Origin of the sequence: Aerosticca soli (assembly GCF_003967035.1) — a bacterium.
Lineage (GTDB): Bacteria > Pseudomonadota > Gammaproteobacteria > Xanthomonadales > Rhodanobacteraceae > Aerosticca > Aerosticca soli.
In genome coordinates this window covers 2,614,444-2,638,330 of record NZ_AP018560.1, presented here as the reverse complement: position 1 = coordinate 2,638,330, position 23,887 = coordinate 2,614,444, and the positions used below count along the sequence as shown (strand labels likewise).

The window sequence follows — 23,887 nt, the reverse complement described above, 5'->3', positions numbered from 1 at the left end:
GGGTGTTCAGTCGTCGGCATAGGGGGTGTAGGCGGGCTGCATCGGGTGCTTGAGACCCACGCCACGGAAGCCCCGGATGCCGGCGGCGTTGCGCCATTTCTCGACGCCGCGGGTGATCAAGAGGTCGGAGAAGCGGCGCTGTGAGCCGACGAACTCGCCGGCGGCCTCCGCCCACTGCTTCCAGTCGGTGAACAGTTCGGCCGTCAGCGACTTGGCATTGGCCTCGCGCACGCAGCGCTCCTCCAGCCAGCGGCCCAGCGCGTCCTCGGCTTCGAAGTACTCCTCGGTGGCGGCCACGACCTGCGGCGGCGGATCGAGCCGGCCCAGGCGCTGCCAGGCCAGGCACCCTTCCAGCGCCCAGGCCAGGATGCCGTCCCGCTCGGCCAGCAACTTCTGCTGCAGGTGTTTGTCGCGCCGCTCGGGCGGCACGGTGATCGTGAAGGGGATCAGGTGCAGCCGCCGCTTCATCGCCTCGTCGATGTTGCGGATGGCGGGCTTGTGGTTGCCGGCGACGAAAAGCTTGAACTGCGGCCAGAACTCGAAGAAGTCCTGCCGCATGAACCGCGCGGAGATCTTGTCGCCGCCCGTGAGGCTCTTGACCTTGGATTCGGCCCAGCGCCGCCCTTGCTCGGTCTCGATGGAGGCCACGAAGCGCGCCCCACGCAGACTGGCCATGTCGGTCGGATGGCGGTCGGTACGCGTCTCCATGAAGGTGTCCATTGGCGCGTTGGCGGCGTAGTCGCCCAGGATCGTGGCCAGGGTGTTGACGAACACCGACTTGCCGTTCGCGCCGGTGCCGTAGAGGAAGAACAGCGCATGCTCCTGGGTGGAGCCGGTCAGCGCATAGCCCGCCATGCGCTGCAGATAGCTCTGCAGCGCCGTATCGCCGCCGGTGACGTCGGCCATGAACGTCCGCCAGCGGGGGCAGTCGCCGCGAGGCGTGGCAGTCGTGATCTTGGTCATGCGGTCGGCGCGGTCGTGCGCGCGCATGCGGCCCGTTCGGAGGTCGACCACACCGCCTGGGGTGTTGAGCAGCCAGGGATCGGCGTCCCACTCGGCGGTGGTCGCGGCATGACGTCGGTCTGCGCGAGCCAGGCGTTCGACGCCGCCGACGGTGCCGGAGGTGGCCAGCTTGGCCGCCAGCTTCGGGTTGTCGGCCTGGAGGGCCGCGTGTCGGCAGACACCGCGGATCAAGTCGGTGGCCGCCAGCGTCTCCTCGTTGCGCCAGCGCCGACCGTCCCACACCAACCAGCGGCCCCAGGCCGCCACGTAGCGCCAGTCGCGGTGGTAGCGCCGGGTGAAGGCCAGCGCCAGGGCATCTTCGGTGCCCCACACCGATTCATCCGCGCCGATCACCGGCTCGCCGGGGTCCGCGATGTCATGCACCTGCACACGCGGACCGTGGGCGAGGAAGGCCGCGACGTCGAAGCCCTCGGCCACGGCATCGGCCGCATCCCAGCCCTCGGCGGCTTCCTCGGGTGGGTAGAGGATGTGGCAGGTCTTCGCGCCCGCCGACAGAATCGCCTGGGCCGCCTGCACGGCGTACTCCCAGCCCGGCTTGTCGCGGTCGGGCCAGATCAGCACGGCCTTGCCAGCCAGCGGCGTCCAGTCGGTCTTGTCCACCGGGGCGTTGGCCCCGTGCATCGCGGTGGTGGCCACGATCCCGATCTCGATCAAGGCCTGGGCGCATTTCTCGCCCTCGACCAGCACGACCTGGGCGGCGTCCTGGATCCCCGGCTGGTTGTACAGCGGCCGCGGCTCGGGCGGAGCCATCTTGCGGCGGCGCGCGTCCCAGGGCCGGAACTCCTTCTTGCGCCCGGGCGGGTCGTAGCGGTAGACGACGGCGAGCAGCCGCCCCTGAGCGTCGAGGTAGTCCCACTTGGCGGTGGCGGGACCCAGGTCGTCGACCGGAGTCTCCTTGCGGCGCTTGGGCGCCGGGGCCGTGGGGGCACGGCCGACGAGGTCCTCGGCCAGGTCGAGGATGCGGGCGAAGTCGCCCTGCACGTCCACGCCGAAGTGAGCGCCGATCAGGTGGAACACATCGCCGCCGTCGCCGGTGGCACGGTCGGTCCAGAGCCCCGCCTTGTCGCCGTCGAGCACGACCTCCAGGCTGTCGCCCGGGCTGCCGAGCACGTCGCCGATGACGAACTTGCCGCGGCGCGTCCGACCGGCGGGGAACAGCGAGAACAGCACCGCTTCCAGCCTCGCGAGCAGCGCGGCGCGCAGGGCCTCGCGGCGCTCGGACGCCGGGATCTCGGGCACGGGCGCGGTGTCATTGAAGTCCAGCATCCGCCTCCTCCTCGTGCACTGCGTCGGCCGTGAGCAGGGCTTGACGTTCCTCCATCCACGCCATCAGTTCGGAGAGCTTGAAACGCAGCAGCTTGCCCACCCGGTAGTGCGGCAGGCGCAGACGCCGGCGCTCCTTCGCGTGCGTGAGCCAGTAGTGCGGCAGATTGAGCGCCAGTGCCGCCTCGCGTGCGTCGATCAGGCGCTCCCCGAGCACCGGGTGCAGTGGTGTCTCGTTCATGCCGCAGCCCTCCAGCACCGGTCCTGCCACGGGCACATCCGGCACTCGACATGGGTGGGATCGGAGAACGAGCGCGGCAGCAGTTCGCCCGCCTCGGTGGCCGTGATGACCTTCACGGCCCGGTCGGACATGCGCTGCGCCAACGCCGCATCGAACGGCACCAGCTCGGCGTGGATCTCCATCGTGTCGGCGTTCACCGCCGTGAACAGCGCCGGGTGCGCGTGCAGCCCCAGGTAGGCCTGGTAGAGCGCCACTTGCGCGGCGTAGACCGGCTTGGCCACCGCGAGTCGGTGCCTCTCCAACTCGCGCCACGATTTGGCGCCCAGGCACTTGTTCTCCCACAGCGCCGGGTAGCCGCAACCGAACCCCAGGTCGGGCCCGGCGACGAGCACCCCATCGACGTGGCCCTGCAGGCGCCCGTCGAGCGCCGAGAAGCCGAATTGCTCCCCCGCGTCGTCGCGCGTGCGCAACTCGAAGCCCGCCGCGCGCAGCCATCCGACCATGCAGTCCTCGATGACGTGGCCGCGATCGAAGACGCGCAGCAGGCGGCCGTCGGTCTCGCGACCCGGATCGACCGGGGCGTCGGCAAACTCGTACTGCAGCGCGCGCTCGCAGGCGACCCCGAGGCGCGAGGCGCCCAGGTAGGTGCGGCGAGGCTGCGCCGCGCGAGACTGCTGCAGCCCGGCGTCGATCAGCGCCGTGATCTGACCCGACAGGCTCTTGGAGGCGTTGAAGTCCATCATCGCCGCGCCTCCTTGGGTGCTGCCGTGCGTGCCGTCTGCGCTTGAGCCTTCGGCTCCTCCCACGGCAGGTCGTCTTCCAGATCGGCGAAGGGATCGGACACCGGGCGCTTCAGCCCGCGCACCGGCGGGTACTTGGTCGCCTCGTGGTGCTCGACCATCGCGTCCGTGTAGCAGGTGACGATGGCGTCGATCACCTGGAGCGCCTCGGCCTCGGAATACTCGCCCAGCGGCTTGTCGAAGCCGATGCTTTCTGCCGCCGCGCCGAAGGCCTTGAGGCACTTCCTCATCGCGGCCAGTTCGACGTCAGACGGATCGATCATGGCCACCTCCGTTTTGGACGTGCGTCCTTCCTGCACGCGCAGCCACTGGCCGTAGAGCGCGTGAAACGCCTGCTGGCAACGCCGCGAGCAGAACACCCAGTCGATCGGATAGCGCCGGGCATCGCCCACCGGATGCCGAAGGTCCGAGTGGCCGTAGCCGCGCGCCTGTCGTTTGCAGACCCAGCACTTCACTGGCCCTCCTCTCACTGCGCCCAGGCGGGCTTACCCGGCACGGCGGGGGGTTGCGGGGCGGCTGGCGCAGACATCGCACGGGGCGGGGTGAGCGCCGCCGGCGCACCGCTGGAGCCGCTGCCAGGGTTCTTCGGCGGCACGCCCATCAGGCGGGCATACTCCGGGTGGTCGGGCTCGACGGCGCTCTTGACGACGTTCTTCAACTCGCCGCGACCGTCCTTCTCGACGTCGATGCGGGCGAGGAACTCGATGCCGTCGAGCTCGTGGAAGCCCTGGATGCGCCGCGCGGCGGCGGCCTGCGGCCCGTTGTCCTGGGGATGGACGTTGCGGGCGCTGTTGAGGATCGCGCGCACGAAGCTGCGGCCCATCTGGCCCCAGGCCGGGCCCTTCGGGGAATGCAGGCCGATGTTGCTCCAGAGCTTGCGCCGGGCGTACTCGCCCTCCAGCACCACGAACTCGGCCGCCAGATACACCGAGCCGGTCTCGAAGCTCTGCGTGGCGTAGCCCCCGGTCCAGCCCTGCGCCGGGTCATCAAAGCCCCCGGGCTTGAGGGTCATGCGCACGCGGGCGAGCGTGCCCTTGGGGATGAGGTCGAAGCTGGTCTGTTGTTCGGCGTCGTTGAAGTCGTTCCAGGCGGTCATGGATCACTCCTTGGATGCGTTGAGGTCGGTTGAATGCGACAAAGCGCTGGCGTGTGCTGCGGCAGTGCGGCCGAGGCACTTGGCAATGAGCTTTCCGAGGTGGGGTTCTTCGATGGGGGCAAGCCGTCCCGAGCGGTCCTTGCTCGGGAAGCCCCAGGGGTTGTCCGCGCCGGTGACGAACGCGCGGTATGGCGTGCCGTCGTCGGCCTTCAAGATGGCCAGCGTGATGACTTCATCGAGCACACCAGGCAGCTCGGCCGAGGTCTTGGCGCCTTCGAGCTGCAGCTGGTAGATGCGGCGGTTGAAATCGTCCAGCTTCTCTTCCAGGATGCAGACGTAGATGACGTGCTTGTCCCTCACGTGCTGCAGGTGCGTGAGGGCGCCGATCATCTCGGTGCCGAGCAAGCCATAAGCGCCCCGGGTGTCGGGCTTGCCGGTCTTCTCGGAGAATGCGGCCGGCTGGGTCTTGCACCAGGCCAGGCACATCCGCGAGAGCACGGTCAAGGAATCGACGAAGTAGGTGTCGTACTTGGCCAGCTGCGCCGGGTCGCCGTACTTCTGGCAGACGTGATCAAAGTGGGCCTGCGAGAAGGCCTGCTCGGGTGTGGCGCTCGGGCTGGGTCCTGCCAGGAACACCACCAGGTCCTTGAACTCCGGCCAGGTGCGCGGGCGCAGGGTGTCACCGCCCCAGTCGAGGATGGACAGATCGCCGGCCTCGGTGTCCACCAGTAAGGTGCGTTCGGCATCGAGCGTGCGGATCTGGGAGGTCTTGCCCACCCCGGGCGCACCGACGAGGGCGACCTTGGCGCAGCGTTTTTCGACGAGTCTTTCGTTGGCCGTCACGATAGGCAATGGCATGGCCGACTCCTCATTCGAACGAGACGACCGTGAAGCGGCCGAAGGTGGGACGGAAGTCACCCACGCCGATGAGTCGGCCTGCCATGTCCAGGCTGTCCTTGATCCAGGCACGGTCGAGGTATTCGGGCAGCACCACCATCAGATCGAACTCGGCGCGCCAACCCGCACGCATGGCAGGCCGCACCCGATTGACGCCCGCGCGTTGCACCACCACGCGGCGGCGGTCTTCGTAATCCCAGCGGTCGGTCCCCAGGCTGGCCAGGTGGGTGAGCGAAACCACGCCGGCCTTGGTGATGTCCTGCGCCGATTTGCGTGGACTCCTGGGGTCCTGCTTGAACTTGGCCGCACCGATCAGCGCCTGTCGCAGATACTCCCCGGGCAGGCACAACTGGCCCTGGTTGTCGCGATAGACGTAGCTCTCGATGTCGTCGGTTTTTTTGGCGGCGCTGTTCTTGGTGGCCTTGGCCTTGGCGTCGACGGCCTCGCAGTTCCAGCGGTGGAACAACAAGTCCGCCACGCCTTCGATGACGACACGGACGCTGTACGGCGCCCCCGTCAGGACCGCCGACTCGGCACCGTTGCCGAGCGCATCCTCGTTTCTCAAAAGGGTTTTCATCGTCGAATCTCCAGAAATCGAAAGTTCCTTGCCACATCGGGCCCAGCCTTGCCTAGCCACGCCAAGCCAGTCCGAACCGAGCCCAGTCACAGTTCGCTTGGGCCTTGCCGCGGCTTGCCCCGCCATGCCATGCCACAGCGCGCCGAGCACAACCCGGCCATTGGCTTGCCAAGATCAAGGACGTCACGAGGATGAAGGGGCGTCATCACGCCACCTCCTTCAGCCGCTCGGCGACACGGGGCGGAATCGAATTCCGGCCCTTCTCTTTCACTTTCAGTTCGGTGGGCATGGTTCAGTCCTCCGAGGTCAAGGTCAGCCGAAACGTCGGCTTGCCGGGCTTGACGGTGCGCGCCGGCTCGAACTGCGCGCGCAGCGCCGCGGGCCAGTGGTTGAAGCGGGACTCGGACACCGAGTACTCGACATCGAGGTAGTCCTCGACGCGCTCGCCGGCGGCGGCGATGCGCCGGGCAATCGCCGCCAGTTGCACCTGGTCCCAGGACACGCGCTTCGGGACATCGACCGTCACGCGCAGCGGTCCGTCGTTCAGGTGCACGACGCCGAAGTCCTTGCCGGCCTCGAGGCGTGCAGCGCGGGCCTGCTCGCCGTAGGCGGCCTCCAGCGCGGCGTCGAACTTCGCGCGGGCCTGCTTGAGCCAGGCGAGCGCTTCGTCGAGGTTGCGGCTGATCTCCGCCTTCTGGGCGGGCGGCAGCGCGGCCAGCTGGCCGACGGACATCGCGGCGATGTCGGCGGGGTAGAGGGTCAAATCGCTCATCGCATCCCCCTTCAGCGCGCCGCGCGCTCGGAGGTCGAGTCGTGCAGGGCACCACGCTCGAACTCGATGACCGACTCCAGGGGGTAGCTGACGCGCTTGGACAGCTTCAGGTAGCGCGGGCCACGCCCTTCGCTGCGCCAGCGCTGCAGGGTCTTGGGGCTCAGGCCCCAGCGCTGCGCGAGCTCGTTCTCGTTGAGGACCCGACGATCGCCGGGAGACAGACCGTTGATCGCATCGACCGGCGACCGGGTGATGGTGCTTGCCGTTGTCGGCATGGAAGCCTCCTATGACGCTGTTGAGGAACAGGTGTCATTGCAGGCTTCGGGTGGCGAACATACGAGGGACGCAATGGCGAACCACGCGCAAACTTCGGGTTCGCCAATCCGCACGCGTCCATGCCAAAACGGCGAGCACGCGGCTCGCCGTTCTTGGGGACAGGGGGATGGTCAGCGGCCCACATCGGCGCAACTGACGGAACTGGCCGGCACCATCGCGCATCGCGTGTGCCGGCACCTGACGCGCAAAGGCTGGCTGGAAGGCGAGGACGAATCCGTGTTTCTGTCCGACAGCGCGGGTAGCGACGACGGCATGGACGCGCTGCGGATGAGTTCGATCACCTACCGCATCGCCACCGGTCGCGACGCTGGCCGCAAGGTCGTCACCCTGAAAACGCTACCCGGTGATGCGGGTTCTCTGGACGGCGACGCCGGCAAGGTCGGCGGCTTCTCGCTGCATGCCGGCGTGGCCGCGGAAGCACACGAGAGCCACAAGCTCGAAAAGCTGTGCCGCTACATCACGCGCCCGGCGATCAGCGAGCAGCGGCTATCGATCTCATCGCAGGGTAGGGTGCGGTATCAGCTCAAGACGCCGTGGCGCAATGGGACCACGCATGTCGAATGGGATGCGGTGGACTTCATCGCCAAGCTGGCGGCACTGGTCCCGCCGCCACGCGCGCATCTCACCCGCTTCCACGGCGTATTCGCCCCGAACGCGAATCTGCGCGCGCAGGTGACGCCATCGGGGCGCGGCAAGCGGCCTGCGGGCGATGCGGCGCCAGTGGACGCAAGCGCCCACGACGAGCCGCGCAGCCCCGAGCAGAAGCGCCGTGCGATGAGCTGGGCGCAACGGCTCAAGCGGGTCTTTTCCATCGACGTCACCACCTGCGCCCACTGCGGCGGCGCGGTACGGATCGTCGCCAGCATCGAGGAACCCACCGCCATCCGCGCCATCCTCGCCCACTTCGAGAAGCACGGCGCGCTGGAGCAAGCGCACTACCGGCCCGCAGCGCGCGCCCCGCCGCCGGCCGCGTGACGAGGTGCCGGCCACTCAACCGGAAGCGAAAGCAGAATCCGATCCGATGCGGCCACGACCCCGCAGGGCTGCGCTCGGCCCTGTGCCGGGATTCGGTGAGAAATGGCTACGCACTGAGCCGCTGCGTGGCCCCGCGATGTCGAAAACCCACGCATGAACCCCCGATCTGTGCCCGATCTGTGCCCAAAGCGGCGCTTGCGCGGCCGCTTCCTACCTGCCAGACTCGCAAAAAAGGGCGGTTGAACTTCCTATACCCAAACCGTACTTGGGGGAGTACGTAGGCATGTCGGGGACGTTGTTTCGCAAGGAAGTCGTGGAGGTCCGGCGCGGGGAATGGCTGGGCTCCATCGTGATGGCGGCGCCGTTGTCGCGCTGGCTGCTCACGGCCTTGGCGCTGTCGGTCGCCACGGCGTTGCTGCTATTTCTTTTTCTCGGTTCCTATACCCGCCGCGAGACGGTGGCCGGTCAGCTGGTACCCAGCGCAGGCTTGTTGAACGTTGCCGCGCCCACTGCCGGTACCGTAGTGCGGCTGCGCGTGCGCGACGGCCAGCCCGTCAAGGCAGGGGAGGCCCTGCTCGAGCTTGCCGGCGATCAGGACAGCGCGGCGCTCGGCAGCACGCACGCCTTGGTGGGCCAGCAGCTCGAAATCCAGCGCACGCGGCTGGCCTCGGACCTGGACGAGCAGCAGGTATTGGTCAAGCAGCAGGCAGCGGCGCTCAAGGCCAAGATCGGGCTGTTGAGCGCCCAGCTCGACCAGATCGCCGGCCAGCTGGATTTTCAGCAACAGCAGGTCACCAGCAACCGGCAATTGCTGGAACGCATCGAACCGCTGTCCGCCAAGGGCTACGTATCGATCTTGCAGGTGCAACAGCAGCGCACGGCGCTGCTCGACGCGCAGACGCAGTACAAGGCTCTCGTCCGTCAGCAGTTGGATACGCGGCAGCAACTGGAGGCCGCTCGCCAGGCACTCTCGCAATTGCCGCTGGAAGCGGCGGCCAAGCGCAACGAGACCGAACGGCAATTGGCGTCCGTCCTCCAGTCCATGGCGCAGAACGAGATGGCGCGAGCGGTGGTGCTGCGCGCGCCGCGCGACGGGGTGGTGTCGGCCGTGCTGTTCAAGGAAGGGCAGATGGTGAGCGCCGGGCAGCCGCTGCTTTCGCTGCTGCCGGCCGGCGCGACCTTGCAGGCGCAGCTATTGGTGCCCAGCCGGGCGATCGGTTTCATCGCCCCGGGCAACCGGGTAGTGCTGCGCTACCAGGCATTTCCCTATCAAAAGTTCGGGCAGCAGTACGGGCGCGTGGACGACGTCTCGCGCAGCGCCCTGGCGCCCTCGGAAGTGGCGGCCCTGGTCGGCGAGCAGGCAAAGGAGCCGCTGTACCGGGTCCAGGTAGCGCTGGACAGCCAGCGCGTCATGGCCTACGGCAAGGCCGAGCCGGTCAAGCCGGGCATGGCAGTGGAGGCGGACATTCTGATGGAACGGCGGCGCCTGATCGAATGGGTGTTCGAGCCGCTGTACGGCATCGGCCACCGGTTGGGAGGGCAGGCGCATGGCTGACGGTGCGCAGTCCAGCTCGACGGCCGCCAGCGCGGGTATACATACCCGTCTGCAATTCGGCTGGTCGCGCCGCTTGCCGATGCTGTTGCAGACGGAAGCGGCCGAATGCGGCCTGGCCTGCCTGGCGATGGTGGCGAACTACCACGGCCACGACATGGACCTGGCCAGCTTGCGCCGGCGCTTCGTCGCTTCGCTCAAGGGCGTGACCCTGGCCCGGCTGATGGAGATGGCCGGAAAGCTCGGTTTCGTTTGTCGCCCGCTGAAGCTGGATCTCGACGATCTGGCGCAGTTGCGCACCCCCTGCGTGCTGCATTGGGACCTCAACCATTTCGTCGTACTCAAGCGCGTCGCGCGTCGCGGCATCGTTATCCACGATCCGGCGGGCGGAGTCCGCAAGTTGGGCATGCGCGAGGTGTCCGATCATTTCACCGGCGTAGCGCTGGAACTGTCGCCAGCCGCCGACTTCGCGCCGGTGCGCGAACGGCAGGCGGTCTCGCTGCGTGCGCTCACAGGCAAGGTGCAGGGCCTGGCGCCCGCGCTGGCGCAGATCCTGATGTTGGCGCTGGCGCTGGAAGTTTTCGCATTGGCCGCGCCGTTCTACCTTCAATGGGTACTGGACCAGGTGCTGGTCTCGGCCGACCGCGACCTGCTTACTTTGCTGGGTCTGGGTTTTGGCGCGCTGGCGATCCTGTCGGCGCTGGTCACCGCCGCGCGTTCGTGGGCGGTGACCTGGCTGGGCGCCACGCTCAACGTGCAATGGGCCGGCAACCTGTTCGGCCACCTGATGCGGCTGCCGCTGGACTGGTTCGAGAAGCGCCACGTGGGCGACGTGGTGTCGCGCTTCGGCTCCATCCAGACCATCCAGAAAACCCTGACCACGCAGTTCGTCGGTTCCCTGCTGGACGGGTTGATGTCGCTGGTCACGCTGGTGGTGATGGCTTTCTACAGCGCATGGCTGACGCTAGTGGTGCTGGGGCTGTTCCTGGCCTATGGCTTGGCACGCTGGTTGTGGTTCGGGCCACTGCGTCGGGCCAGCGAGGAACAGATCGTCTATGCCGCGCGTCAGCAGAGCGAATTGCTGGAATCTATCCGCGGTGCCATGCCCGTCAAACTGGCCAACAAGCAGGACGAGCGGCTGGCGCGCTATGCCAACGCTACTGTCGCCGCCACCAACCGCGATATCGGCGTCCAGCGGCTCACCATCGCCTTCGCGTTGGGCAACCAGTTGATGTTCGGGCTGGGGCGGGTGGCGTTGATCTGGATTGCCGCCGCGTTGGCGCTCAGGAACGAGTTCTCGGCCGGCATGCTGGTGGCGTTCATCGCCTACGCGGACCAGTTCACCAGCCGGGCAGCGGGGTTGGTCGACAAGTGGACGGACTTCCGCATGCTGCGGCTGCATGCCGAACGGGTGGCGGACGTTGCCCTGACTGCACCGGAGCCGCGGGCCGAGACCGCCTGGACGGGCCCCGCTCCCGAGGCCAGCGTGGAACTGCGCAACGTCAGCTTCCGCTATGCCGAGGGTGAGCCGTGGATCCTGAGGCACTGCAACCTGCGCATCGAAGCGGGCGAGTCGGTGGCGATCACCGGTCCCAGCGGCTGCGGCAAGACCACCTTGGCGAAGATCGTGCTTGGTCTGCTCGAGCCTACCGAAGGCGAAGTACTGTTCGGCGGCATAGACATCCGCAAGCTAGGCCTGGACACCTATCGCCAGTGGGCCAGCGCGGTGATGCAGGACGATCAGCTCTTCGCCGGCTCCATCGCCGACAACGTCAGCTTCTTCGATCCGGAGGCATCGATGGAGCGGATCGTGGCGGCGGCGCAGATGGCGGCGATTCACGAGGACATCGTGCGGATGCCGATGGGTTACCAGAGCCTGGTGGGCGACATGGGTTCCAGCCTGTCTGGCGGACAGAAGCAGCGGGTGATTCTGGCGCGGGCGCTGTATCGGCAACCGAAGCTGCTGGTCCTTGACGAGGCGACCAGTCATCTGGATGTGGAGCGTGAGCGATTGATAAGTACCACCATACAGCATTTAGCGCTTACGCGAATCATTATTGCGCATCGGCTGGAAACGATGGCCAGCGCGGACAGAATGCTTGCCCTAGTTGATACGCAAGCCAAAGTTTGCCAAACCGTAGATGTGGCGATTGGCAAAGCTGAAGCCGGAGCGGCGGATATATCCGGCGTACAAAAGGAGTGACGAGTGATGAAAGAATTGACTATGCATGAAGTTGGTCAGGTCAACGGTGGTATGTTGGCTCTTGATATCGCCGAGGCTTGGGTTGGAACGGTAGCAGGTGTGGGATTGGGTTTGGTCGGAGCGCCTGTGCTTGTGGCTGGAGCTGTTGGACTTGGCCTTGCTGGCGCGTTTATTGCGACAAGCCATCTGCTTGAGAAATAGCGAGTGTGTGGGCGCTGGCCATGTTGATACATGGCCAGCGCTGTTTAATTCCAAGGGTTGTTAAGGAGGATTCATGAACAAGATCTCGGGAGGCAAATTTGGGGCGTTGCTTCTTGGAACGATGATTGCCATATTCATGATGGATATTATGATTTTCTTTTTCTTGAGGATGTATATAAATAATAATTTTTCAATTTTGGTTGCGCTTGTTTTTGTGGCTATAGTGGCCCCCTTGGTTGCAAGAGCAATATTTTTGCACAGGAAAGATGGAAATTGAGAGATGCGATGACGAAGCCGATCTCGAAGAAAAAAGTGACTTCTAGGGAAGGTCTGATCAGTTGCCGCCATGTGACATCGACGAGCGATGCGTGCCCGCCATATGACCTGCCCCCGCAGGTCGTACCAGTGATTACTGGCAAAGTCCGGGGTTGAAGGGTACTTCGTTGCTGGGTTGTTGTGTTCGGTGGTTGGCGGCGAACTGCGCTGGTGGGATGCGACCGCAACTGCTGTGAGGTCGAACCTCGTTGTAGTCACGTCGCCAGTCGGCGATGACGTCGCGAGCTTGGGCGAGCGAGATGAACCAATGCTCGTTGAGGCACTCGTCGCGGAACTTGCCGTTGAAGCTTTCGATGTAGCCGTTTTGCGTCGGGCAGCCCGGTTCGATCAGGATGTGCACGATACCGTGTTGCTGCGTCCAGGCGATGAAGGCGCGGCTGGTGAACTCCGGCACGTTGTTATACCCCGGCCGCTTCCTACCTGCCAGACTCGCAAAAAAGGGCGGTTGAACTTCCTATACCCGACGCCAATCTTCCTGCGGCACCGGGACGCAGAGGCGCCGGACGCCGATGCAAAGCCGTGCATGCCCCCTGATATCGAAAATGCGAGGTGCTGATGTCGAACCGCCTGCCTGACTTGGCACTTGCGGCTGCGGCCGCTGCCTTCGGCATCGGCATCGTTTTCCTTTTTCGCTCGATGTATCTTGCCGAAGACACGCTGCCTTTCGCGCAGGAGATGACGCTCATCTTTCTCGGCGCTGTCGTGACGATCATTCTGACCGCGGCGCTTCTCAACCGCCAGACCGATCTCGAGCTTCGCAAGGAAGGAAGGGTCATCATCCTCCAGCAGCAATGCGACATTTACATGGCCTGCATCGAGAAGGTCGCAGAGATCGTGGAAACCGCAAGGCACGATGCGAAGCTGATCGATGAACTGCGTGTTCTCAGCCACAAGCTGGCTGTGGTCGCGAGTGCAGGGGTCGTGTCCAGCTTCGAGCAGGTACTGGAGAGCTTGCAGTCCGGTTTTGCTGACGGCACGCTCTCGGACGGGGACGGAGAGCGCGTGATGAATGCCGTCGCCGATCTCACGATAGCGATGCGGTCGGACGTCCTGCACGCTGCTGCCTTTCCTTCGCAGAACACCGAACGCGCCGTTCGCCTGAATTCGAGGCGAATGGAAAAACTCGACGATCTCGAACGTCACCTTCTCGTATCCACCGACACCCGGGAGAACTGATATGCGCGGCCATAATCGCCCACCATTCCCGCCGAAAATTCCTGGAACCGATCTGCCATCCTGGGACGTGCCGACCGCGATCATCTACCGTCCTGCCCGTTCCGCGATGACATCGGCGCCTCGGCCCAACTACTGGGTCCTGGCCTGAGGCGATCGGCCCGGTGCTGGGCATCGTGCATCGTGTGATCGCCGGTTGGCTTGCCGATCAGGCCGGCGTGCCGCGGGATACGGCGCAATGCGGCGTGGTGACCCTGATCCAGCGCTTCGGCAGCGCGCTGAATCTCAACATCCACTTCCACATGCTGTGGCTCGACGGCGTGTACGAGGACACCACCGAGCGTCCGCAGCGCAAGCCGCGCCTGCACCGCACCCGTGCGGCCGGTCACTGGGCCGGTGGCGGAAAACCCAGCAGCCGGCGCTGTTCGGCCCAGTCGCGGGGCAGCAGATCGTGCCGGCCACGCAGGGTCTGCAGGTTCAGATGGCGGGGCTGGCGCCCGTCCAGGATGGCCTCGACGATGTCGGGGGCCAGCAGGGTCATGCGCAGCACCTCGGCCGCCCAGCCTGGCTCCAGTTTCAGCGCGCGCGCCAGGTCGGCGGTCGTCGGATAGACGCCTTCGTCGATCAGCCGCTTCCAGTAGAAGGCCTTGCCGAGCGTCTTGATCATCGGCGCATCCAGGCCGCCCGCGGCTGCGGCTGCGGACTCGGGCGTCGGCGGGATCAGGAGCTTGCGGTTGTGCCTCCGCTTGATCGTCAGGGGCACCAGGGTCACCCGCTGCCCTGCGCTGACGTAGCTGCGCGCATCGTTGCCGACCTCGATGCGGATCGCGCGACGGCGGGAGTTCGGCGTCGGATCGGGAGGCGAGCGGGTCATGTCAAGACCTCCTCGGCAGGCGCGCGGCACTCGTCGACCAAGGGATGCACGCCGATCTCGGGCCCCAATCCCAGCCAGCCGTCTTCACGCCAGAGGATGTCGAGTCCGTACTCATGCAGTTGGACCCGCTCGATCAGCAGCCGCGCGATGCGTTGCTGCTCGGCCGGGAACAACTGCGCCCACACGTCGCCGATGCGTCGCATCGCCACCACCACCTGCGCTTCGTCGAGGGCGGCACCCGCCGGGTGGCGCTGGCACGCCCGCCAGGTACCGATCAGCACCTCCGGCGCCGAGAGCGCCGCGTGGATCTGCGTCAGCACCGCGTTCTCGATCTCGGCCGCGGGCAGATGGCCGACGTCTGGGGCGTCCGGCGCCAGGCTCGCGCCCGCGTTACGACGCTTGTGCAGGTAGGGGACGTAGTAGCGGTAGGTGCGTCCGCTCTTCTTCTTGACGAAGGTGTGCAGCATGCGCTGGCCGTCGGGCGCGAACAGCAGGCCCGCGAGCAGCGCCGGGTGTTGGGCCCGGTGTTCGCGCGGCGCCTGCTTGCGGCGCTCGATGAAAGCGTGCACGGCGTCCCACAGGTCTCGTGGCACGATCGCTTCGTGTTGGCCGGGATACCACGTGCCGTGGTTGCGGATCTCACCCAGGTAGATGCGGTTGCGCAGCAGCGCGAAGATGTATTGCTGGTCGATGGGTCGGCCCGTGCGCCGGCGCCCGCCTTGGGTCACCCAGGCCTTGGTGGTGTGCCCCTCGATCGCCATCTCCCGCACCAGCCGTGCAGCCGAGCCATGCTCGGCGTAGCGCCGGAAGATGTCACGCACGAGTGCGGCCTCGCGCTCGTTGACGACGAGCTTGCGATCGACGACGTCATAGCCCAGCGGCGGCATGCCGCCCATCCACATGCCCTTCGCCTTGGAGGCGGCGATCTTGTCGCGGATGCGCTCGCCGGTGACCTCGCGCTCGAACTGCGCGAAGGACAGCAGGATGTTGAGCGTGAGCCGCCCCATCGAGGTGGTGGTGTTGAACTGCTGCGTGACCGAGACGAAGGAGACGCCGTTGCGGTCGAACACCTCCACCAGCTTGGCGAAGTCCGCCAGGCTGCGCGTGAGGCGATCGATCTTGTAGACGACCACGATGTCGATCCTGCCGGCCTCGATGTCGGCCAGCAGGCGCTTGAGCGCAGGGCGGTCGAGATTGCCGCCGGAGTAGCCGCCGTCGTCATAACCCTCCTCGATGGCGATCCAGCCCTCATGACGTTGGCTGGCGATGAAGGCCAGCCCCGCGTCGCGTTGGGCCTCCAGGCTGTTGTACTCCTGGTCCAATCCCTCGTCGGTGGACTTGCGGGTGTAGACCGCACAGCGCCTCGATGGCGTGACGGGACCAGGCGTCGGCATGGTCGACGGGGATGCGGGCCATCGTGATCTCATGCCGGCTCCTTCCGTCCGTCCTTGGTCTTGAGGCCGAAGAACGCGGGGCCCGACCAAGGCGTGCCGGTGATGTGGCGGGCAATCGCCGTCAGGCTCTTGAACCGCTGCCCCTGATACTCGAAGTCATTGGGCCCGCGCACCAGCACCCGGTGCTCGACGTCGTCGAACATCCGCGTGAGCACCGTGCCCGGCAGCAGCCGACTCGCGTCACGGCGCAGTTGGCGTGGCAGGATGCCCGTCTCACCGATCTCCTCGAGCTTGCGGCGGGTCGCGGGCTTCAATCCGCCGAAGGCGCGCTCCTGGATCCTGTAGGCGAGCCGGCTCTCCAGCCAGGTGCGGTGGTGATGCTTGGGCCGCTCCTCGAAGTACTCGTCCCACAGCGCCCAGAGGCTGTCCATCGGCAGGTGGGGCAACCGGGCGACGCGGGCGGCGACGGTGGCCGGGTCCGCGGGGCCTGCGTGTGTCGTCATCGGCGAACTCCTCGTGCGTGATCGGGGTTCGCATTCACGCGCTGTGGCCCGCAGAAGCCAAGGCCAACCGAGTCGCTGTCGGTGGCGGGACGGCCAGGCGGCGGAAAGGGGCGTGCGCGCAGCCGCAGCAGGGCGCAGGCCAACAGATCGACGATCTCTTGGTGCGCGTGCCGAGGCCGATCAGCCTCGAGGGCCGGGGAGAGGGGTTCGGGTTCGTGCATGGTCGGCGTTCCGATGGAAAACGCTGCTCATGCTAGAAACCGAAGGCACTTCGCGTAACGTGTTTGAGCTGGCGTGTGCGGAAAGGAGGAAGGCCACTGGTTCAGGCCGTGGTTGGTGTCGGAGACCAAGTCGACGGCGGGTTCTTCCGGAGCCACTCCAGGAAGTACTCGCCAGTATCCACGGGGGACGCGCTTGAACGGTATTGCTCCAAACACATCACGTACTGATAGAGCATTGCGTTGGCGATGCTTTCGGACAAGACCCGCTCCGATTCAAGAATGAGGTCGGCCGCCAGCAAGGAGCCATGAGCAATCTTCGACCGCCATTCGTAGACCTTGCGCACGGCAGCCTTGAGCGTCAACCCATCCGTCCGAACGCCAGTCTTCCGGCTCTTTCTCGAAGAGCGCGCAAGCCAGATTTCTAATTCCGGCCTCTTCCTTACCACCGCACAAATATCTAGTGCGAAACCAAACATCGGCAGTGCGACGAAGTCCGCGTCGGAGACGCATGCCCGACCATACCAGTGAATGGCATTGCTCCATCGCTGAGACAGCTCAGGTAGGTTTTCCTGCGCGGGCGTCGGACTGATGACGACCGTGATGCAGTTCCCGGCTGCCTTTCGGAAATCTATGGAGGCGTCGATCAATTCCTGAGCTGCGCCGGGAGCTCCGCCAACGCCTGGTATTTCCATTCCTGAACCAGCGGTCAGGTCGTGCCCAGCCATCTGCCGTAGTCGCTCGATGGCGCGAGGCGGGCCGTGGTCGGCTGAGGTGAATATCCTTTTCTTGTTGCTGCCTGGGATGAGGAGCCGTATGCCGTCGATGGCAATTCTGGGCTGCGAGCAGTGCTCGACGCTGCGCCTCTTGATCATCAAAGCCTTCAATGGCGACACACGCAATTCTTTGTTCTGCTGACGCAAAGCGCGTCACCGTCCGGATTGCCAACTTGACGATCTGATCGCAGTCACCATCAGCGCCGTCGCCATCGTTGCTAGCCAGCCCCCAAGCCGTTTCAACACCTGATCGCCATGCGGGACGACTACCTCGAAGGAGTTCCACCTTGTCTAGCCATCCCGATCGATCAACGAATTCAACGGGTCCGACGGAGAAACTCCCATACTCCTGGCGGACGAAGAGCCACACTGGCACATAGACAGTCTGGCTGGTCGGGGAGGCGGTGAACGCAGTGGAGATGGTTCTCGGTACTGCTTCCATCTCTCATCGTCATCGGCGACTTCAACGAGTGATGAAAGATTCGCTCCGAGCGCGAGCATCGCCCGCTTGAACATTTCATCTCTGCTGAGAGTTCGGGCAAGCGCGGCGTCATTGATTCGGATGTTGTCGATGATCTCCGTTATGCAGCCAAGTGCCCGATCGGTGGTCGGATAGAAGCCACTGCTTCCCGCCGGGATAGAAGGAGGAAACGGCGAGTTTCGAGGACTTGCAGCCATTGCTTGTATTCTTCGCTTTCTGGGCTCTGGAGCCGAAGGGTCTCCTCCAGGGCGTCCTTCAGTCGCTGGGCATTTGTAGTCATGGGGCATCTTCGGCGACGGCTCTGAATTCAGCGTACCGGTAACCGCTCGTTCGCGACGAACTGGTCGTAGCTCTCGCCGTCCTGCCACGCCCGATCCCAAGCGCGCGGCTCAGCGCTTTCCAACAGCAGCAGGGTCAGGACGCGATCTCTCGAGGCGTAGCTGTGCTTGAACTCACGCAGCTTCATGTAGGGTGCCTCCTCCGGACACCAGATCGCAGCAGACATCTCGATGCCGTCCCACGCCTGCACGACGCTCGCGTCGGCGGCGAGCGTGCCGGGTAACGGCTCTTGCGGATCGCCGGTGCGTCGGATGCGCGCCCGCGTCCTGACGGCGCTGCTGCTGCGCCATTCGTACTTCGCGTAGCCGTTGTCCCAGTAGACCAGGATGGCGCGCTGCGAGGTGAACTTGATGAAGCAGATGCACAGCGCCGAACGAGACCTGGAAGCGCTTGGCAATGGCGCTGAGGACGTGCAGATCGATGCGTCCGTTCGAGATCCACTCGCGCAGCCGATCGCCGGGCATCAGCAAGTTGCTGGCGAAGTCGTCGGCCTCGCGCTCGATCAGGCGCATCGTCTCGTGGCCCGAGTAGACGCTCTCCTTGTCACAGTTGAAGCGCTGCTGCCGGTCGCGGTGCAGGATGAAGTGCCCGAGCTCGTGAGCGATGGTGAATCGCTGGCGCTGCGGGCTGACCGTGCCGTTGTAGGCGATACCCCAGACCTCAGGGTCGCCGGGATCCCGCGCCAGCATGCCCTCGAAGGCATCGTCGTTGAACTGCACCGGGGGACGAATTTCCCGAACCCCTTTGCCGTAGGGCGTGGTCGGCAGCATTTGCCGCACGACATCGAGATCGATGGCCTCGGGCACGTCCGCGCCGTACCATGCCCGCAGCCACTTGTGGACATGGCTGGCAGCAATCGAACCGGTGAGGTGGCACGCGGTGCCCAATCGTCAGTCCCCGCCCTGGCCCTTGTCGGGAACATGATCTCGAGCGCCTGCCGGTAGCGTCTCTTCTCCTCCTCCGTCATCCCGGCGTACTCGCGGAAGAAGGCCACGTCCTCGGGACTGGCCTCGGGAACCTGGGGATGGGCTCACCCATGATGTCTTCCATCGTGACGCCCAACACCCTGGCCAGCGCCTGCACGCGCTCGGCGGAGGGCGTTGGCCCTCCTTCATCTCCAGTTCCCAGATGTAAGCCTTGGTGCAGCCGACCGCGTCGGCCACCTGCTGCAGGGTCAATTTCTTCGCCTCGCGGAATCGCCGCAGGCGAGATCCAAACGCGGAAGCCATGGCGATGTCCCGTCTCGAATCACGGGAAGTGTTGGAATGCGATCCGACAGTATAGCCCTGTGATACCAAACGCCGCTAGATGTGCCATGCAGTTTGACAAGCGGATCAGGCCGGGACACAATCGCGCTGTATCACGCTGCTTTACTTTGGCGTGACACAAGTTCAGTCAGCCGTCGCCGGCCCGCGTGCCCGAAGCCTCGGTCAGCAGACCTCCGACGTCACCTCAAGGAAAGGACCGAGACGCGATGAAGAAGACCTATGTCGACGTGCTGCAGGCGCTGCCGCCGGATGAGACGCTGCACCAGTTTCTCGCCAGCCATGGGCTGGCGGTGCCGCCAGCGCTCGATGCACAGCCGCACGAGCCGCCGAACCGGGCCGTGATTGAAGCCATAATGACGTGGGGCGACACCTCGGCGCGCGACGGGGCCGTGGGGGCACGGCCGACGAGGTCCTCGGCCAGGTCGAGGATGCGGGCGAAGTCGCCCTGCACGTCCACGCCGAAGTGAGCGCCGATCAGGTGGAACACATCGCCGCCGTCGCCGGTGGCACGGTCGGTCCAGAGCCCCGCCTTGTCGCCGTCGAGCACGACCTCCAGGCTGTCGCCCGGGCTGCCGAGCACGTCGCCGATGACGAACTTGCCGCGGCGCGTCCGACCGGCGGGAACAGCGAGAACAGCACCGCTTCCAGCCTCGCGAGCAGCGCGGCGCGCAGGGCCTCGCGGCGCTCGGACGCCGGGATCTCGGGCACGGGCGCGGGTCATTGAAGTCCAGCATCCGCCTCCTCCTCGTGCACTGCGTCGGCCGTGAGCAGGGCTTGACGTTCCTCCATCCACGCCATCAGTTCGGAGAGCTTGAAACGCAGCAGCTTGCCCACCCGGTAGTGCGGCAGGCGCAGACGCCGGCGCTCCTTCGCGTGCGTGAGCCAGTAGTGCGGCAGATTGAGCGCCAGTGCCGCCTCGCGTGCGTCGATCAGGCGCTCCCCGAGCACCGGGTGCAGTGGTGTCTCGTTCATGCCGCAGCCCTCCAGCACCGGTCCTGCCACGGGCACATCCGGCACTCGACATGGGTGGGATCGGAGAACGAGCGCGGCAGCAGTTCGCCCGCCTCGGTGGCCGTGATGACCTTCACGGCCCGGTCGGACATGCGCTGCGCCAACGCCGCATCGAACGGCACCAGCTCGGCGTGGATCTCCATCGTGTCGGCGTTCACCGCCGTGAACAGCGCCGGGTGCGCGTGCAGCCCCAGGTAGGCCTGGTAGAGCGCCACTTGCGCGGCGTAGACCGGCTTGGCCACCGCGAGTCGGTGCCTCTCCAACTCGCGCCACGATTTGGCGCCCAGGCACTTGTTCTCCCACAGCGCCGGGTAGCCGCAACCGAACCCCAGGTCGGGCCCGGCGACGAGCACCCCATCGACGTGGCCCTGCAGGCGCCCGTCGAGCGCCGAGAAGCCGAATTGCTCCCCCGCGTCGTCGCGCGTGCGCAACTCGAAGCCCGCCGCGCGCAGCCATCCGACCATGCAGTCCTCGATGACGTGGCCGCGATCGAAGACGCGCAGCAGGCGGCCGTCGGTCTCGCGACCCGGATCGACCGGGGCGTCGGCAAACTCGTACTGCAGCGCGCGCTCGCAGGCGACCCCGAGGCGCGAGGCGCCCAGGTAGGTGCGGCGAGGCTGCGCCGCGCGAGACTGCTGCAGCCCGGCGTCGATCAGCGCCGTGATCTGACCCGACAGGCTCTTGGAGGCGTTGAAGTCCATCATCGCCGCGCCTCCTTGGGTGCTGCCGTGCGTGCCGTCTGCGCTTGAGCCTTCGGCTCCTCCCACGGCAGGTCGTCTTCCAGATCGGCGAAGGGATCGGACACCGGGCGCTTCAGCCCGCGCACCGGCGGGTACTTGGTCGCCTCGTGGTGCTCGACCATCGCGTCCGTGTAGCAGGTGACGATGGCGTCGATCACCTGGAGCGCCTCGGCCTCGGAATACTCGCCCAGCGGCTTGTCGAAGCCGATGCTTTCTGCCGCCGCGCCGAAGGCCTTGAGGCACTTCCTCATCGCGGCCAGTTCGACGTCAGACGGATCGATCATGGCCACCTCCGTTTTGGACGTGCGTCCTTCCTGCACGCGCAGCCACTGGCCGTAGAGCGCGTGAAACGCCTGCTGGCAACGCCGCGAGCAGAACACCCAGTCGATCGGATAGCGCCGGGCATCGCCCACCGGATGCCGAAGGTCCGAGTGGCCGTAGCCGCGCGCCTGTCGTTTGCAGACCCAGCACTTCACTGGCCCTCCTCTCACTGCGCCCAGGCGGGCTTACCCGGCACGGCGGGGGGTTGCGGGGCGGCTGGCGCAGACATCGCACGGGGCGGGGTGAGCGCCGCCGGCGCACCGCTGGAGCCGCTGCCAGGGTTCTTCGGCGGCACGCCCATCAGGCGGGCATACTCCGGGTGGTCGGGCTCGACGGCGCTCTTGACGACGTTCTTCAACTCGCCGCGACCGTCCTTCTCGACGTCGATGCGGGCGAGGAACTCGATGCCGTCGAGCTCGTGGAAGCCCTGGATGCGCCGCGCGGCGGCGGCCTGCGGCCCGTTGTCCTGGGGATGGACGTTGCGGGCGCTGTTGAGGATCGCGCGCACGAAGCTGCGGCCCATCTGGCCCCAGGCCGGGCCCTTCGGGGAATGCAGGCCGATGTTGCTCCAGAGCTTGCGCCGGGCGTACTCGCCCTCCAGCACCACGAACTCGGCCGCCAGATACACCGAGCCGGTCTCGAAGCTCTGCGTGGCGTAGCCCCCGGTCCAGCCCTGCGCCGGGTCATCAAAGCCCCCGGGCTTGAGGGTCATGCGCACGCGGGCGAGCGTGCCCTTGGGGATGAGGTCGAAGCTGGTCTGTTGTTCGGCGTCGTTGAAGTCGTTCCAGGCGGTCATGGATCACTCCTTGGATGCGTTGAGGTCGGTTGAATGCGACAAAGCGCTGGCGTGTGCTGCGGCAGTGCGGCCGAGGCACTTGGCAATGAGCTTTCCGAGGTGGGGTTCTTCGATGGGGGCAAGCCGTCCCGAGCGGTCCTTGCTCGGGAAGCCCCAGGGGTTGTCCGCGCCGGTGACGAACGCGCGGTATGGCGTGCCGTCGTCGGCCTTCAAGATGGCCAGCGTGATGACTTCATCGAGCACACCAGGCAGCTCGGCCGAGGTCTTGGCGCCTTCGAGCTGCAGCTGGTAGATGCGGCGGTTGAAATCGTCCAGCTTCTCTTCCAGGATGCAGACGTAGATGACGTGCTTGTCCCTCACGTGCTGCAGGTGCGTGAGGGCGCCGATCATCTCGGTGCCGAGCAAGCCATAAGCGCCCCGGGTGTCGGGCTTGCCGGTCTTCTCGGAGAATGCGGCCGGCTGGGTCTTGCACCAGGCCAGGCACATCCGCGAGAGCACGGTCAAGGAATCGACGAAGTAGGTGTCGTACTTGGCCAGCTGCGCCGGGTCGCCGTACTTCTGGCAGACGTGATCAAAGTGGGCCTGCGAGAAGGCCTGCTCGGGTGTGGCGCTCGGGCTGGGTCCTGCCAGGAACACCACCAGGTCCTTGAACTCCGGCCAGGTGCGCGGGCGCAGGGTGTCACCGCCCCAGTCGAGGATGGACAGATCGCCGGCCTCGGTGTCCACCAGTAAGGTGCGTTCGGCATCGAGCGTGCGGATCTGGGAGGTCTTGCCCACCCCGGGCGCACCGACGAGGGCGACCTTGGCGCAGCGTTTTTCGACGAGTCTTTCGTTGGCCGTCACGATAGGCAATGGCATGGCCGACTCCTCATTCGAACGAGACGACCGTGAAGCGGCCGAAGGTGGGACGGAAGTCACCCACGCCGATGAGTCGGCCTGCCATGTCCAGGCTGTCCTTGATCCAGGCACGGTCGAGGTATTCGGGCAGCACCACCATCAGATCGAACTCGGCGCGCCAACCCGCACGCATGGCAGGCCGCACCCGATTGACGCCCGCGCGTTGCACCACCACGCGGCGGCGGTCTTCGTAATCCCAGCGGTCGGTCCCCAGGCTGGCCAGGTGGGTGAGCGAAACCACGCCGGCCTTGGTGATGTCCTGCGCCGATTTGCGTGGACTCCTGGGGTCCTGCTTGAACTTGGCCGCACCGATCAGCGCCTGTCGCAGATACTCCCCGGGCAGGCACAACTGGCCCTGGTTGTCGCGATAGACGTAGCTCTCGATGTCGTCGGTTTTTTTGGCGGCGCTGTTCTTGGTGGCCTTGGCCTTGGCGTCGACGGCCTCGCAGTTCCAGCGGTGGAACAACAAGTCCGCCACGCCTTCGATGACGACACGGACGCTGTACGGCGCCCCCGTCAGGACCGCCGACTCGGCACCGTTGCCGAGCGCATCCTCGTTTCTCAAAAGGGTTTTCATCGTCGAATCTCCAGAAATCGAAAGTTCCTTGCCACATCGGGCCCAGCCTTGCCTAGCCACGCCAAGCCAGTCCGAACCGAGCCCAGTCACAGTTCGCTTGGGCCTTGCCGCGGCTTGCCCCGCCATGCCATGCCACAGCGCGCCGAGCACAACCCGGCCATTGGCTTGCCAAGATCAAGGACGTCACGAGGATGAAGGGGCGTCATCACGCCACCTCCTTCAGCCGCTCGGCGACACGGGGCGGAAT

29 protein-coding genes and 3 pseudogenes are annotated in these 23,887 nt (G+C 66.0%); 9 read left to right on the top strand and 23 right to left on the bottom strand.

The features are described 5' to 3' along the window. Positions 1-6: 6 nt before the first annotated feature. The 9 genes from ALSL_RS12485 to ALSL_RS12445 all read right to left on the bottom strand — a co-directional run bounded on the left by ALSL_RS12485 (position 7) and on the right by ALSL_RS12445 (position 6,944). The gene (locus ALSL_RS12485; RefSeq protein ID WP_126539536.1) at positions 7-2,289 is read right to left on the bottom strand and encodes a phage/plasmid primase, P4 family; all 2,283 of its coding nucleotides are present in this window, start codon (positions 2,287-2,289) and stop codon (positions 7-9) included. Then, entirely contained in the window at positions 2,273-2,527 is a 255-nt protein-coding gene (locus tag ALSL_RS12480) for a helix-turn-helix domain-containing protein (RefSeq protein WP_126539534.1), read from the bottom strand. Before ALSL_RS12480 ends, ALSL_RS12485 begins: the two co-directional genes overlap by 17 nt. Continuing rightward, positions 2,524-3,270, bottom strand: a complete 747-nt coding sequence (locus ALSL_RS12475; RefSeq protein WP_126539532.1) for a hypothetical protein — start codon at positions 3,268-3,270, stop codon at positions 2,524-2,526. The genes ALSL_RS12480 and ALSL_RS12475 overlap by 4 nt, the downstream gene beginning before the upstream one ends. Then, positions 3,267-3,782: a DUF6511 domain-containing protein gene (locus ALSL_RS12470; RefSeq protein WP_126539530.1), complete on the bottom strand. Its 516-nt coding sequence runs from the start codon at positions 3,780-3,782 to the stop codon at positions 3,267-3,269. The genes ALSL_RS12475 and ALSL_RS12470 overlap by 4 nt, the downstream gene beginning before the upstream one ends. Positions 3,783-3,793: 11 nt before the next feature. Next, on the bottom strand, positions 3,794-4,423 hold the full coding sequence (locus ALSL_RS12465; RefSeq protein ID WP_126539528.1) for a hypothetical protein: 630 nt from the start codon (positions 4,421-4,423) through the stop codon (positions 3,794-3,796). A gap of 3 nt (positions 4,424-4,426) precedes the next feature. Then, positions 4,427-5,281, bottom strand: coding sequence for an ATP-binding protein (locus ALSL_RS12460; RefSeq protein ID WP_126539526.1), 855 nt, complete (start codon positions 5,279-5,281; stop codon positions 4,427-4,429). A gap of 10 nt (positions 5,282-5,291) precedes the next feature. Continuing rightward, entirely contained in the window at positions 5,292-5,897 is a 606-nt protein-coding gene (locus ALSL_RS12455) for a hypothetical protein (protein WP_083460479.1), read from the bottom strand. Between the two features lie 292 nt (positions 5,898-6,189). Beyond that, the gene (locus ALSL_RS12450; protein ID WP_054284890.1) at positions 6,190-6,669 is read right to left on the bottom strand and encodes a hypothetical protein; all 480 of its coding nucleotides are present in this window, start codon (positions 6,667-6,669) and stop codon (positions 6,190-6,192) included. Between the two features lie 11 nt (positions 6,670-6,680). Further along, the gene (locus ALSL_RS12445) at positions 6,681-6,944 is read right to left on the bottom strand and encodes a helix-turn-helix transcriptional regulator (protein ID WP_008648927.1); all 264 of its coding nucleotides are present in this window, start codon (positions 6,942-6,944) and stop codon (positions 6,681-6,683) included. A gap of 178 nt (positions 6,945-7,122) precedes the next feature. Here ALSL_RS12445 and ALSL_RS12440 point away from each other — a divergent pair. The 5 genes and pseudogenes from ALSL_RS12440 to ALSL_RS12415 form a co-directional block, all read left to right on the top strand. After that, a pseudogene (locus tag ALSL_RS12440) lies at positions 7,123-7,980 on the top strand (transposase); the annotation flags it as partial. 283 nt (positions 7,981-8,263) lie between these two features. Further along, positions 8,264-9,535, top strand: a complete 1,272-nt coding sequence (locus ALSL_RS12430) for a beta-barrel domain-containing protein (RefSeq protein ID WP_126539524.1) — start codon at positions 8,264-8,266, stop codon at positions 9,533-9,535. Beyond that, positions 9,528-11,735 (top strand): peptidase domain-containing ABC transporter, encoded by a 2,208-nt coding sequence (locus ALSL_RS12425; RefSeq protein WP_126539522.1) that lies wholly within the window; start codon positions 9,528-9,530, stop codon positions 11,733-11,735. The genes ALSL_RS12430 and ALSL_RS12425 overlap by 8 nt, the downstream gene beginning before the upstream one ends. Before the next feature lie 6 nt (positions 11,736-11,741). Beyond that, a complete protein-coding gene (locus tag ALSL_RS12420) occupies positions 11,742-11,936 on the top strand; it encodes a hypothetical protein (RefSeq protein ID WP_126539520.1) in 195 nt (64 codons plus the stop codon). Positions 11,937-12,009: 73 nt separating this feature from the next. Then, the gene (locus tag ALSL_RS12415; RefSeq protein WP_126539518.1) at positions 12,010-12,213 is read left to right on the top strand and encodes a hypothetical protein; all 204 of its coding nucleotides are present in this window, start codon (positions 12,010-12,012) and stop codon (positions 12,211-12,213) included. 132 nt (positions 12,214-12,345) lie between these two features. Here the strand turns inward: ALSL_RS12415 and ALSL_RS12410 are convergent. Then, positions 12,346-12,663, bottom strand: a pseudogene (locus ALSL_RS12410) (integrase core domain-containing protein); the annotation flags it as partial. A gap of 164 nt (positions 12,664-12,827) precedes the next feature. Between ALSL_RS12410 and ALSL_RS12405 the strand changes: the two are divergent. Next, complete coding sequence (locus tag ALSL_RS12405; protein WP_126539516.1) at positions 12,828-13,448, top strand: hypothetical protein; 621 nt, start codon at positions 12,828-12,830, stop codon at positions 13,446-13,448. Positions 13,449-13,585: 137 nt separating this feature from the next. Continuing rightward, positions 13,586-13,828: pseudogene (locus ALSL_RS12395) on the top strand (transposase); the annotation flags it as partial. 2 nt (positions 13,829-13,830) lie between these two features. Here the strand turns inward: ALSL_RS12395 and ALSL_RS12390 are convergent. From ALSL_RS12390 to ALSL_RS13880, 7 genes are all read right to left on the bottom strand, one after another. Beyond that, the gene (locus ALSL_RS12390) at positions 13,831-14,319 is read right to left on the bottom strand and encodes a hypothetical protein (protein WP_126539514.1); all 489 of its coding nucleotides are present in this window, start codon (positions 14,317-14,319) and stop codon (positions 13,831-13,833) included. Further along, complete coding sequence (locus tag ALSL_RS12385) at positions 14,316-15,713, bottom strand: recombinase family protein (RefSeq protein ID WP_126539512.1); 1,398 nt, start codon at positions 15,711-15,713, stop codon at positions 14,316-14,318. Before ALSL_RS12385 ends, ALSL_RS12390 begins: the two co-directional genes overlap by 4 nt. Before the next feature lie 29 nt (positions 15,714-15,742). After that, complete coding sequence (locus ALSL_RS12380; protein WP_126539510.1) at positions 15,743-16,216, bottom strand: DUF2924 domain-containing protein; 474 nt, start codon at positions 16,214-16,216, stop codon at positions 15,743-15,745. A 322-nt stretch (positions 16,217-16,538) separates the two neighbouring features. Next, complete coding sequence (locus tag ALSL_RS12370; RefSeq protein ID WP_126539548.1) at positions 16,539-17,357, bottom strand: HEPN domain-containing protein; 819 nt, start codon at positions 17,355-17,357, stop codon at positions 16,539-16,541. Positions 17,358-17,998: 641 nt separating this feature from the next. Continuing rightward, positions 17,999-18,157 carry a hypothetical protein gene (locus tag ALSL_RS13690; RefSeq protein WP_198410657.1) on the bottom strand — a complete coding sequence of 53 codons (159 nt, stop codon included), beginning with the start codon at positions 18,155-18,157 and terminating at the stop codon, positions 17,999-18,001. Then, positions 18,144-18,917, bottom strand: coding sequence for an ImmA/IrrE family metallo-endopeptidase (locus ALSL_RS12365; RefSeq protein ID WP_198410656.1), 774 nt, complete (start codon positions 18,915-18,917; stop codon positions 18,144-18,146). Before ALSL_RS12365 ends, ALSL_RS13690 begins: the two co-directional genes overlap by 14 nt. Before the next feature lie 3 nt (positions 18,918-18,920). Beyond that, positions 18,921-19,259: a helix-turn-helix domain-containing protein gene (locus ALSL_RS13880; RefSeq protein WP_198410655.1), complete on the bottom strand. Its 339-nt coding sequence runs from the start codon at positions 19,257-19,259 to the stop codon at positions 18,921-18,923. Positions 19,260-19,504: 245 nt separating this feature from the next. Here ALSL_RS13880 and ALSL_RS13610 point away from each other — a divergent pair, with 245 nt between their 5' ends. Both ALSL_RS13610 and ALSL_RS13645 read left to right on the top strand, forming a co-directional pair. Beyond that, positions 19,505-19,765 (top strand): hypothetical protein, encoded by a 261-nt coding sequence (locus ALSL_RS13610; RefSeq protein ID WP_162604312.1) that lies wholly within the window; start codon positions 19,505-19,507, stop codon positions 19,763-19,765. Then, positions 19,762-20,022: a hypothetical protein gene (locus ALSL_RS13645; protein ID WP_161970961.1), complete on the top strand. Its 261-nt coding sequence runs from the start codon at positions 19,762-19,764 to the stop codon at positions 20,020-20,022. The genes ALSL_RS13610 and ALSL_RS13645 overlap by 4 nt, the downstream gene beginning before the upstream one ends. Here the strand turns inward: ALSL_RS13645 and ALSL_RS12350 are convergent. From ALSL_RS12350 to ALSL_RS12325, 6 genes are read right to left on the bottom strand one after another with little or no spacing between them, the layout of a single operon-like run. Further along, positions 20,016-20,270 (bottom strand): helix-turn-helix domain-containing protein, encoded by a 255-nt coding sequence (locus ALSL_RS12350; protein WP_126539534.1) that lies wholly within the window; start codon positions 20,268-20,270, stop codon positions 20,016-20,018. The two genes, ALSL_RS13645 and ALSL_RS12350, sit on opposite strands and share 7 nt — an antisense overlap. Continuing rightward, positions 20,267-21,013: a hypothetical protein gene (locus ALSL_RS12345; RefSeq protein WP_126539532.1), complete on the bottom strand. Its 747-nt coding sequence runs from the start codon at positions 21,011-21,013 to the stop codon at positions 20,267-20,269. Before ALSL_RS12345 ends, ALSL_RS12350 begins: the two co-directional genes overlap by 4 nt. Next, entirely contained in the window at positions 21,010-21,525 is a 516-nt protein-coding gene (locus ALSL_RS12340) for a DUF6511 domain-containing protein (protein ID WP_126539530.1), read from the bottom strand. Before ALSL_RS12340 ends, ALSL_RS12345 begins: the two co-directional genes overlap by 4 nt. 11 nt (positions 21,526-21,536) lie before the next feature. Continuing rightward, positions 21,537-22,166, bottom strand: a complete 630-nt coding sequence (locus ALSL_RS12335) for a hypothetical protein (RefSeq protein WP_126539528.1) — start codon at positions 22,164-22,166, stop codon at positions 21,537-21,539. A 3-nt stretch (positions 22,167-22,169) separates the two neighbouring features. Beyond that, positions 22,170-23,024, bottom strand: coding sequence for an ATP-binding protein (locus tag ALSL_RS12330; RefSeq protein WP_126539526.1), 855 nt, complete (start codon positions 23,022-23,024; stop codon positions 22,170-22,172). 10 nt (positions 23,025-23,034) lie between these two features. Continuing rightward, entirely contained in the window at positions 23,035-23,640 is a 606-nt protein-coding gene (locus tag ALSL_RS12325) for a hypothetical protein (protein WP_083460479.1), read from the bottom strand. Between the last annotated feature and the right edge of the window lie 247 nt (positions 23,641-23,887).

What these genes read in the sequence shown, in the direction of transcription:
- ALSL_RS12445 (WP_008648927.1), bottom strand. Translation starts at nt 6,944, where the DNA reads ATGCCGACAACGGCAAGCACCATCACCCGGTCGCCGGTCGATGCGATC.
- ALSL_RS12475 (WP_126539532.1), bottom strand. Translation starts at nt 3,270, where the DNA reads ATGATGGACTTCAACGCCTCCAAGAGCCTGTCGGGTCAGATCACGGCG.
- ALSL_RS12345 (WP_126539532.1), bottom strand. Translation starts at nt 21,013, where the DNA reads ATGATGGACTTCAACGCCTCCAAGAGCCTGTCGGGTCAGATCACGGCG.
- ALSL_RS13880 (WP_198410655.1), bottom strand. Translation starts at nt 19,259, where the DNA reads ATGGCTTCCGCGTTTGGATCTCGCCTGCGGCGATTCCGCGAGGCGAAG.
- ALSL_RS12335 (WP_126539528.1), bottom strand. Translation starts at nt 22,166, where the DNA reads ATGACCGCCTGGAACGACTTCAACGACGCCGAACAACAGACCAGCTTC.
- ALSL_RS12430 (WP_126539524.1), top strand. Translation starts at nt 8,264, where the DNA reads ATGTCGGGGACGTTGTTTCGCAAGGAAGTCGTGGAGGTCCGGCGCGGG.
- ALSL_RS12405 (WP_126539516.1), top strand. Translation starts at nt 12,828, where the DNA reads ATGTCGAACCGCCTGCCTGACTTGGCACTTGCGGCTGCGGCCGCTGCC.
- ALSL_RS12325 (WP_083460479.1), bottom strand. Translation starts at nt 23,640, where the DNA reads ATGAAAACCCTTTTGAGAAACGAGGATGCGCTCGGCAACGGTGCCGAG.
- ALSL_RS12420 (WP_126539520.1), top strand. Translation starts at nt 11,742, where the DNA reads ATGAAAGAATTGACTATGCATGAAGTTGGTCAGGTCAACGGTGGTATG.
- ALSL_RS12350 (WP_126539534.1), bottom strand. Translation starts at nt 20,270, where the DNA reads ATGAACGAGACACCACTGCACCCGGTGCTCGGGGAGCGCCTGATCGAC.
- ALSL_RS12455 (WP_083460479.1), bottom strand. Translation starts at nt 5,897, where the DNA reads ATGAAAACCCTTTTGAGAAACGAGGATGCGCTCGGCAACGGTGCCGAG.
- ALSL_RS12415 (WP_126539518.1), top strand. Translation starts at nt 12,010, where the DNA reads ATGAACAAGATCTCGGGAGGCAAATTTGGGGCGTTGCTTCTTGGAACG.
- ALSL_RS13610 (WP_162604312.1), top strand. Translation starts at nt 19,505, where the DNA reads ATGAAGAAGACCTATGTCGACGTGCTGCAGGCGCTGCCGCCGGATGAG.
- ALSL_RS12385 (WP_126539512.1), bottom strand. Translation starts at nt 15,713, where the DNA reads ATGCCGACGCCTGGTCCCGTCACGCCATCGAGGCGCTGTGCGGTCTAC.
- ALSL_RS12465 (WP_126539528.1), bottom strand. Translation starts at nt 4,423, where the DNA reads ATGACCGCCTGGAACGACTTCAACGACGCCGAACAACAGACCAGCTTC.
- ALSL_RS12480 (WP_126539534.1), bottom strand. Translation starts at nt 2,527, where the DNA reads ATGAACGAGACACCACTGCACCCGGTGCTCGGGGAGCGCCTGATCGAC.
- ALSL_RS13690 (WP_198410657.1), bottom strand. Translation starts at nt 18,157, where the DNA reads ATGAAGCTGCGTGAGTTCAAGCACAGCTACGCCTCGAGAGATCGCGTC.
- ALSL_RS12390 (WP_126539514.1), bottom strand. Translation starts at nt 14,319, where the DNA reads ATGACCCGCTCGCCTCCCGATCCGACGCCGAACTCCCGCCGTCGCGCG.
- ALSL_RS12425 (WP_126539522.1), top strand. Translation starts at nt 9,528, where the DNA reads ATGGCTGACGGTGCGCAGTCCAGCTCGACGGCCGCCAGCGCGGGTATA.
- ALSL_RS12330 (WP_126539526.1), bottom strand. Translation starts at nt 23,024, where the DNA reads ATGCCATTGCCTATCGTGACGGCCAACGAAAGACTCGTCGAAAAACGC.
- ALSL_RS12485 (WP_126539536.1), bottom strand. Translation starts at nt 2,289, where the DNA reads ATGCTGGACTTCAATGACACCGCGCCCGTGCCCGAGATCCCGGCGTCC.
- ALSL_RS12460 (WP_126539526.1), bottom strand. Translation starts at nt 5,281, where the DNA reads ATGCCATTGCCTATCGTGACGGCCAACGAAAGACTCGTCGAAAAACGC.
- ALSL_RS12380 (WP_126539510.1), bottom strand. Translation starts at nt 16,216, where the DNA reads ATGACGACACACGCAGGCCCCGCGGACCCGGCCACCGTCGCCGCCCGC.
- ALSL_RS12450 (WP_054284890.1), bottom strand. Translation starts at nt 6,669, where the DNA reads ATGAGCGATTTGACCCTCTACCCCGCCGACATCGCCGCGATGTCCGTC.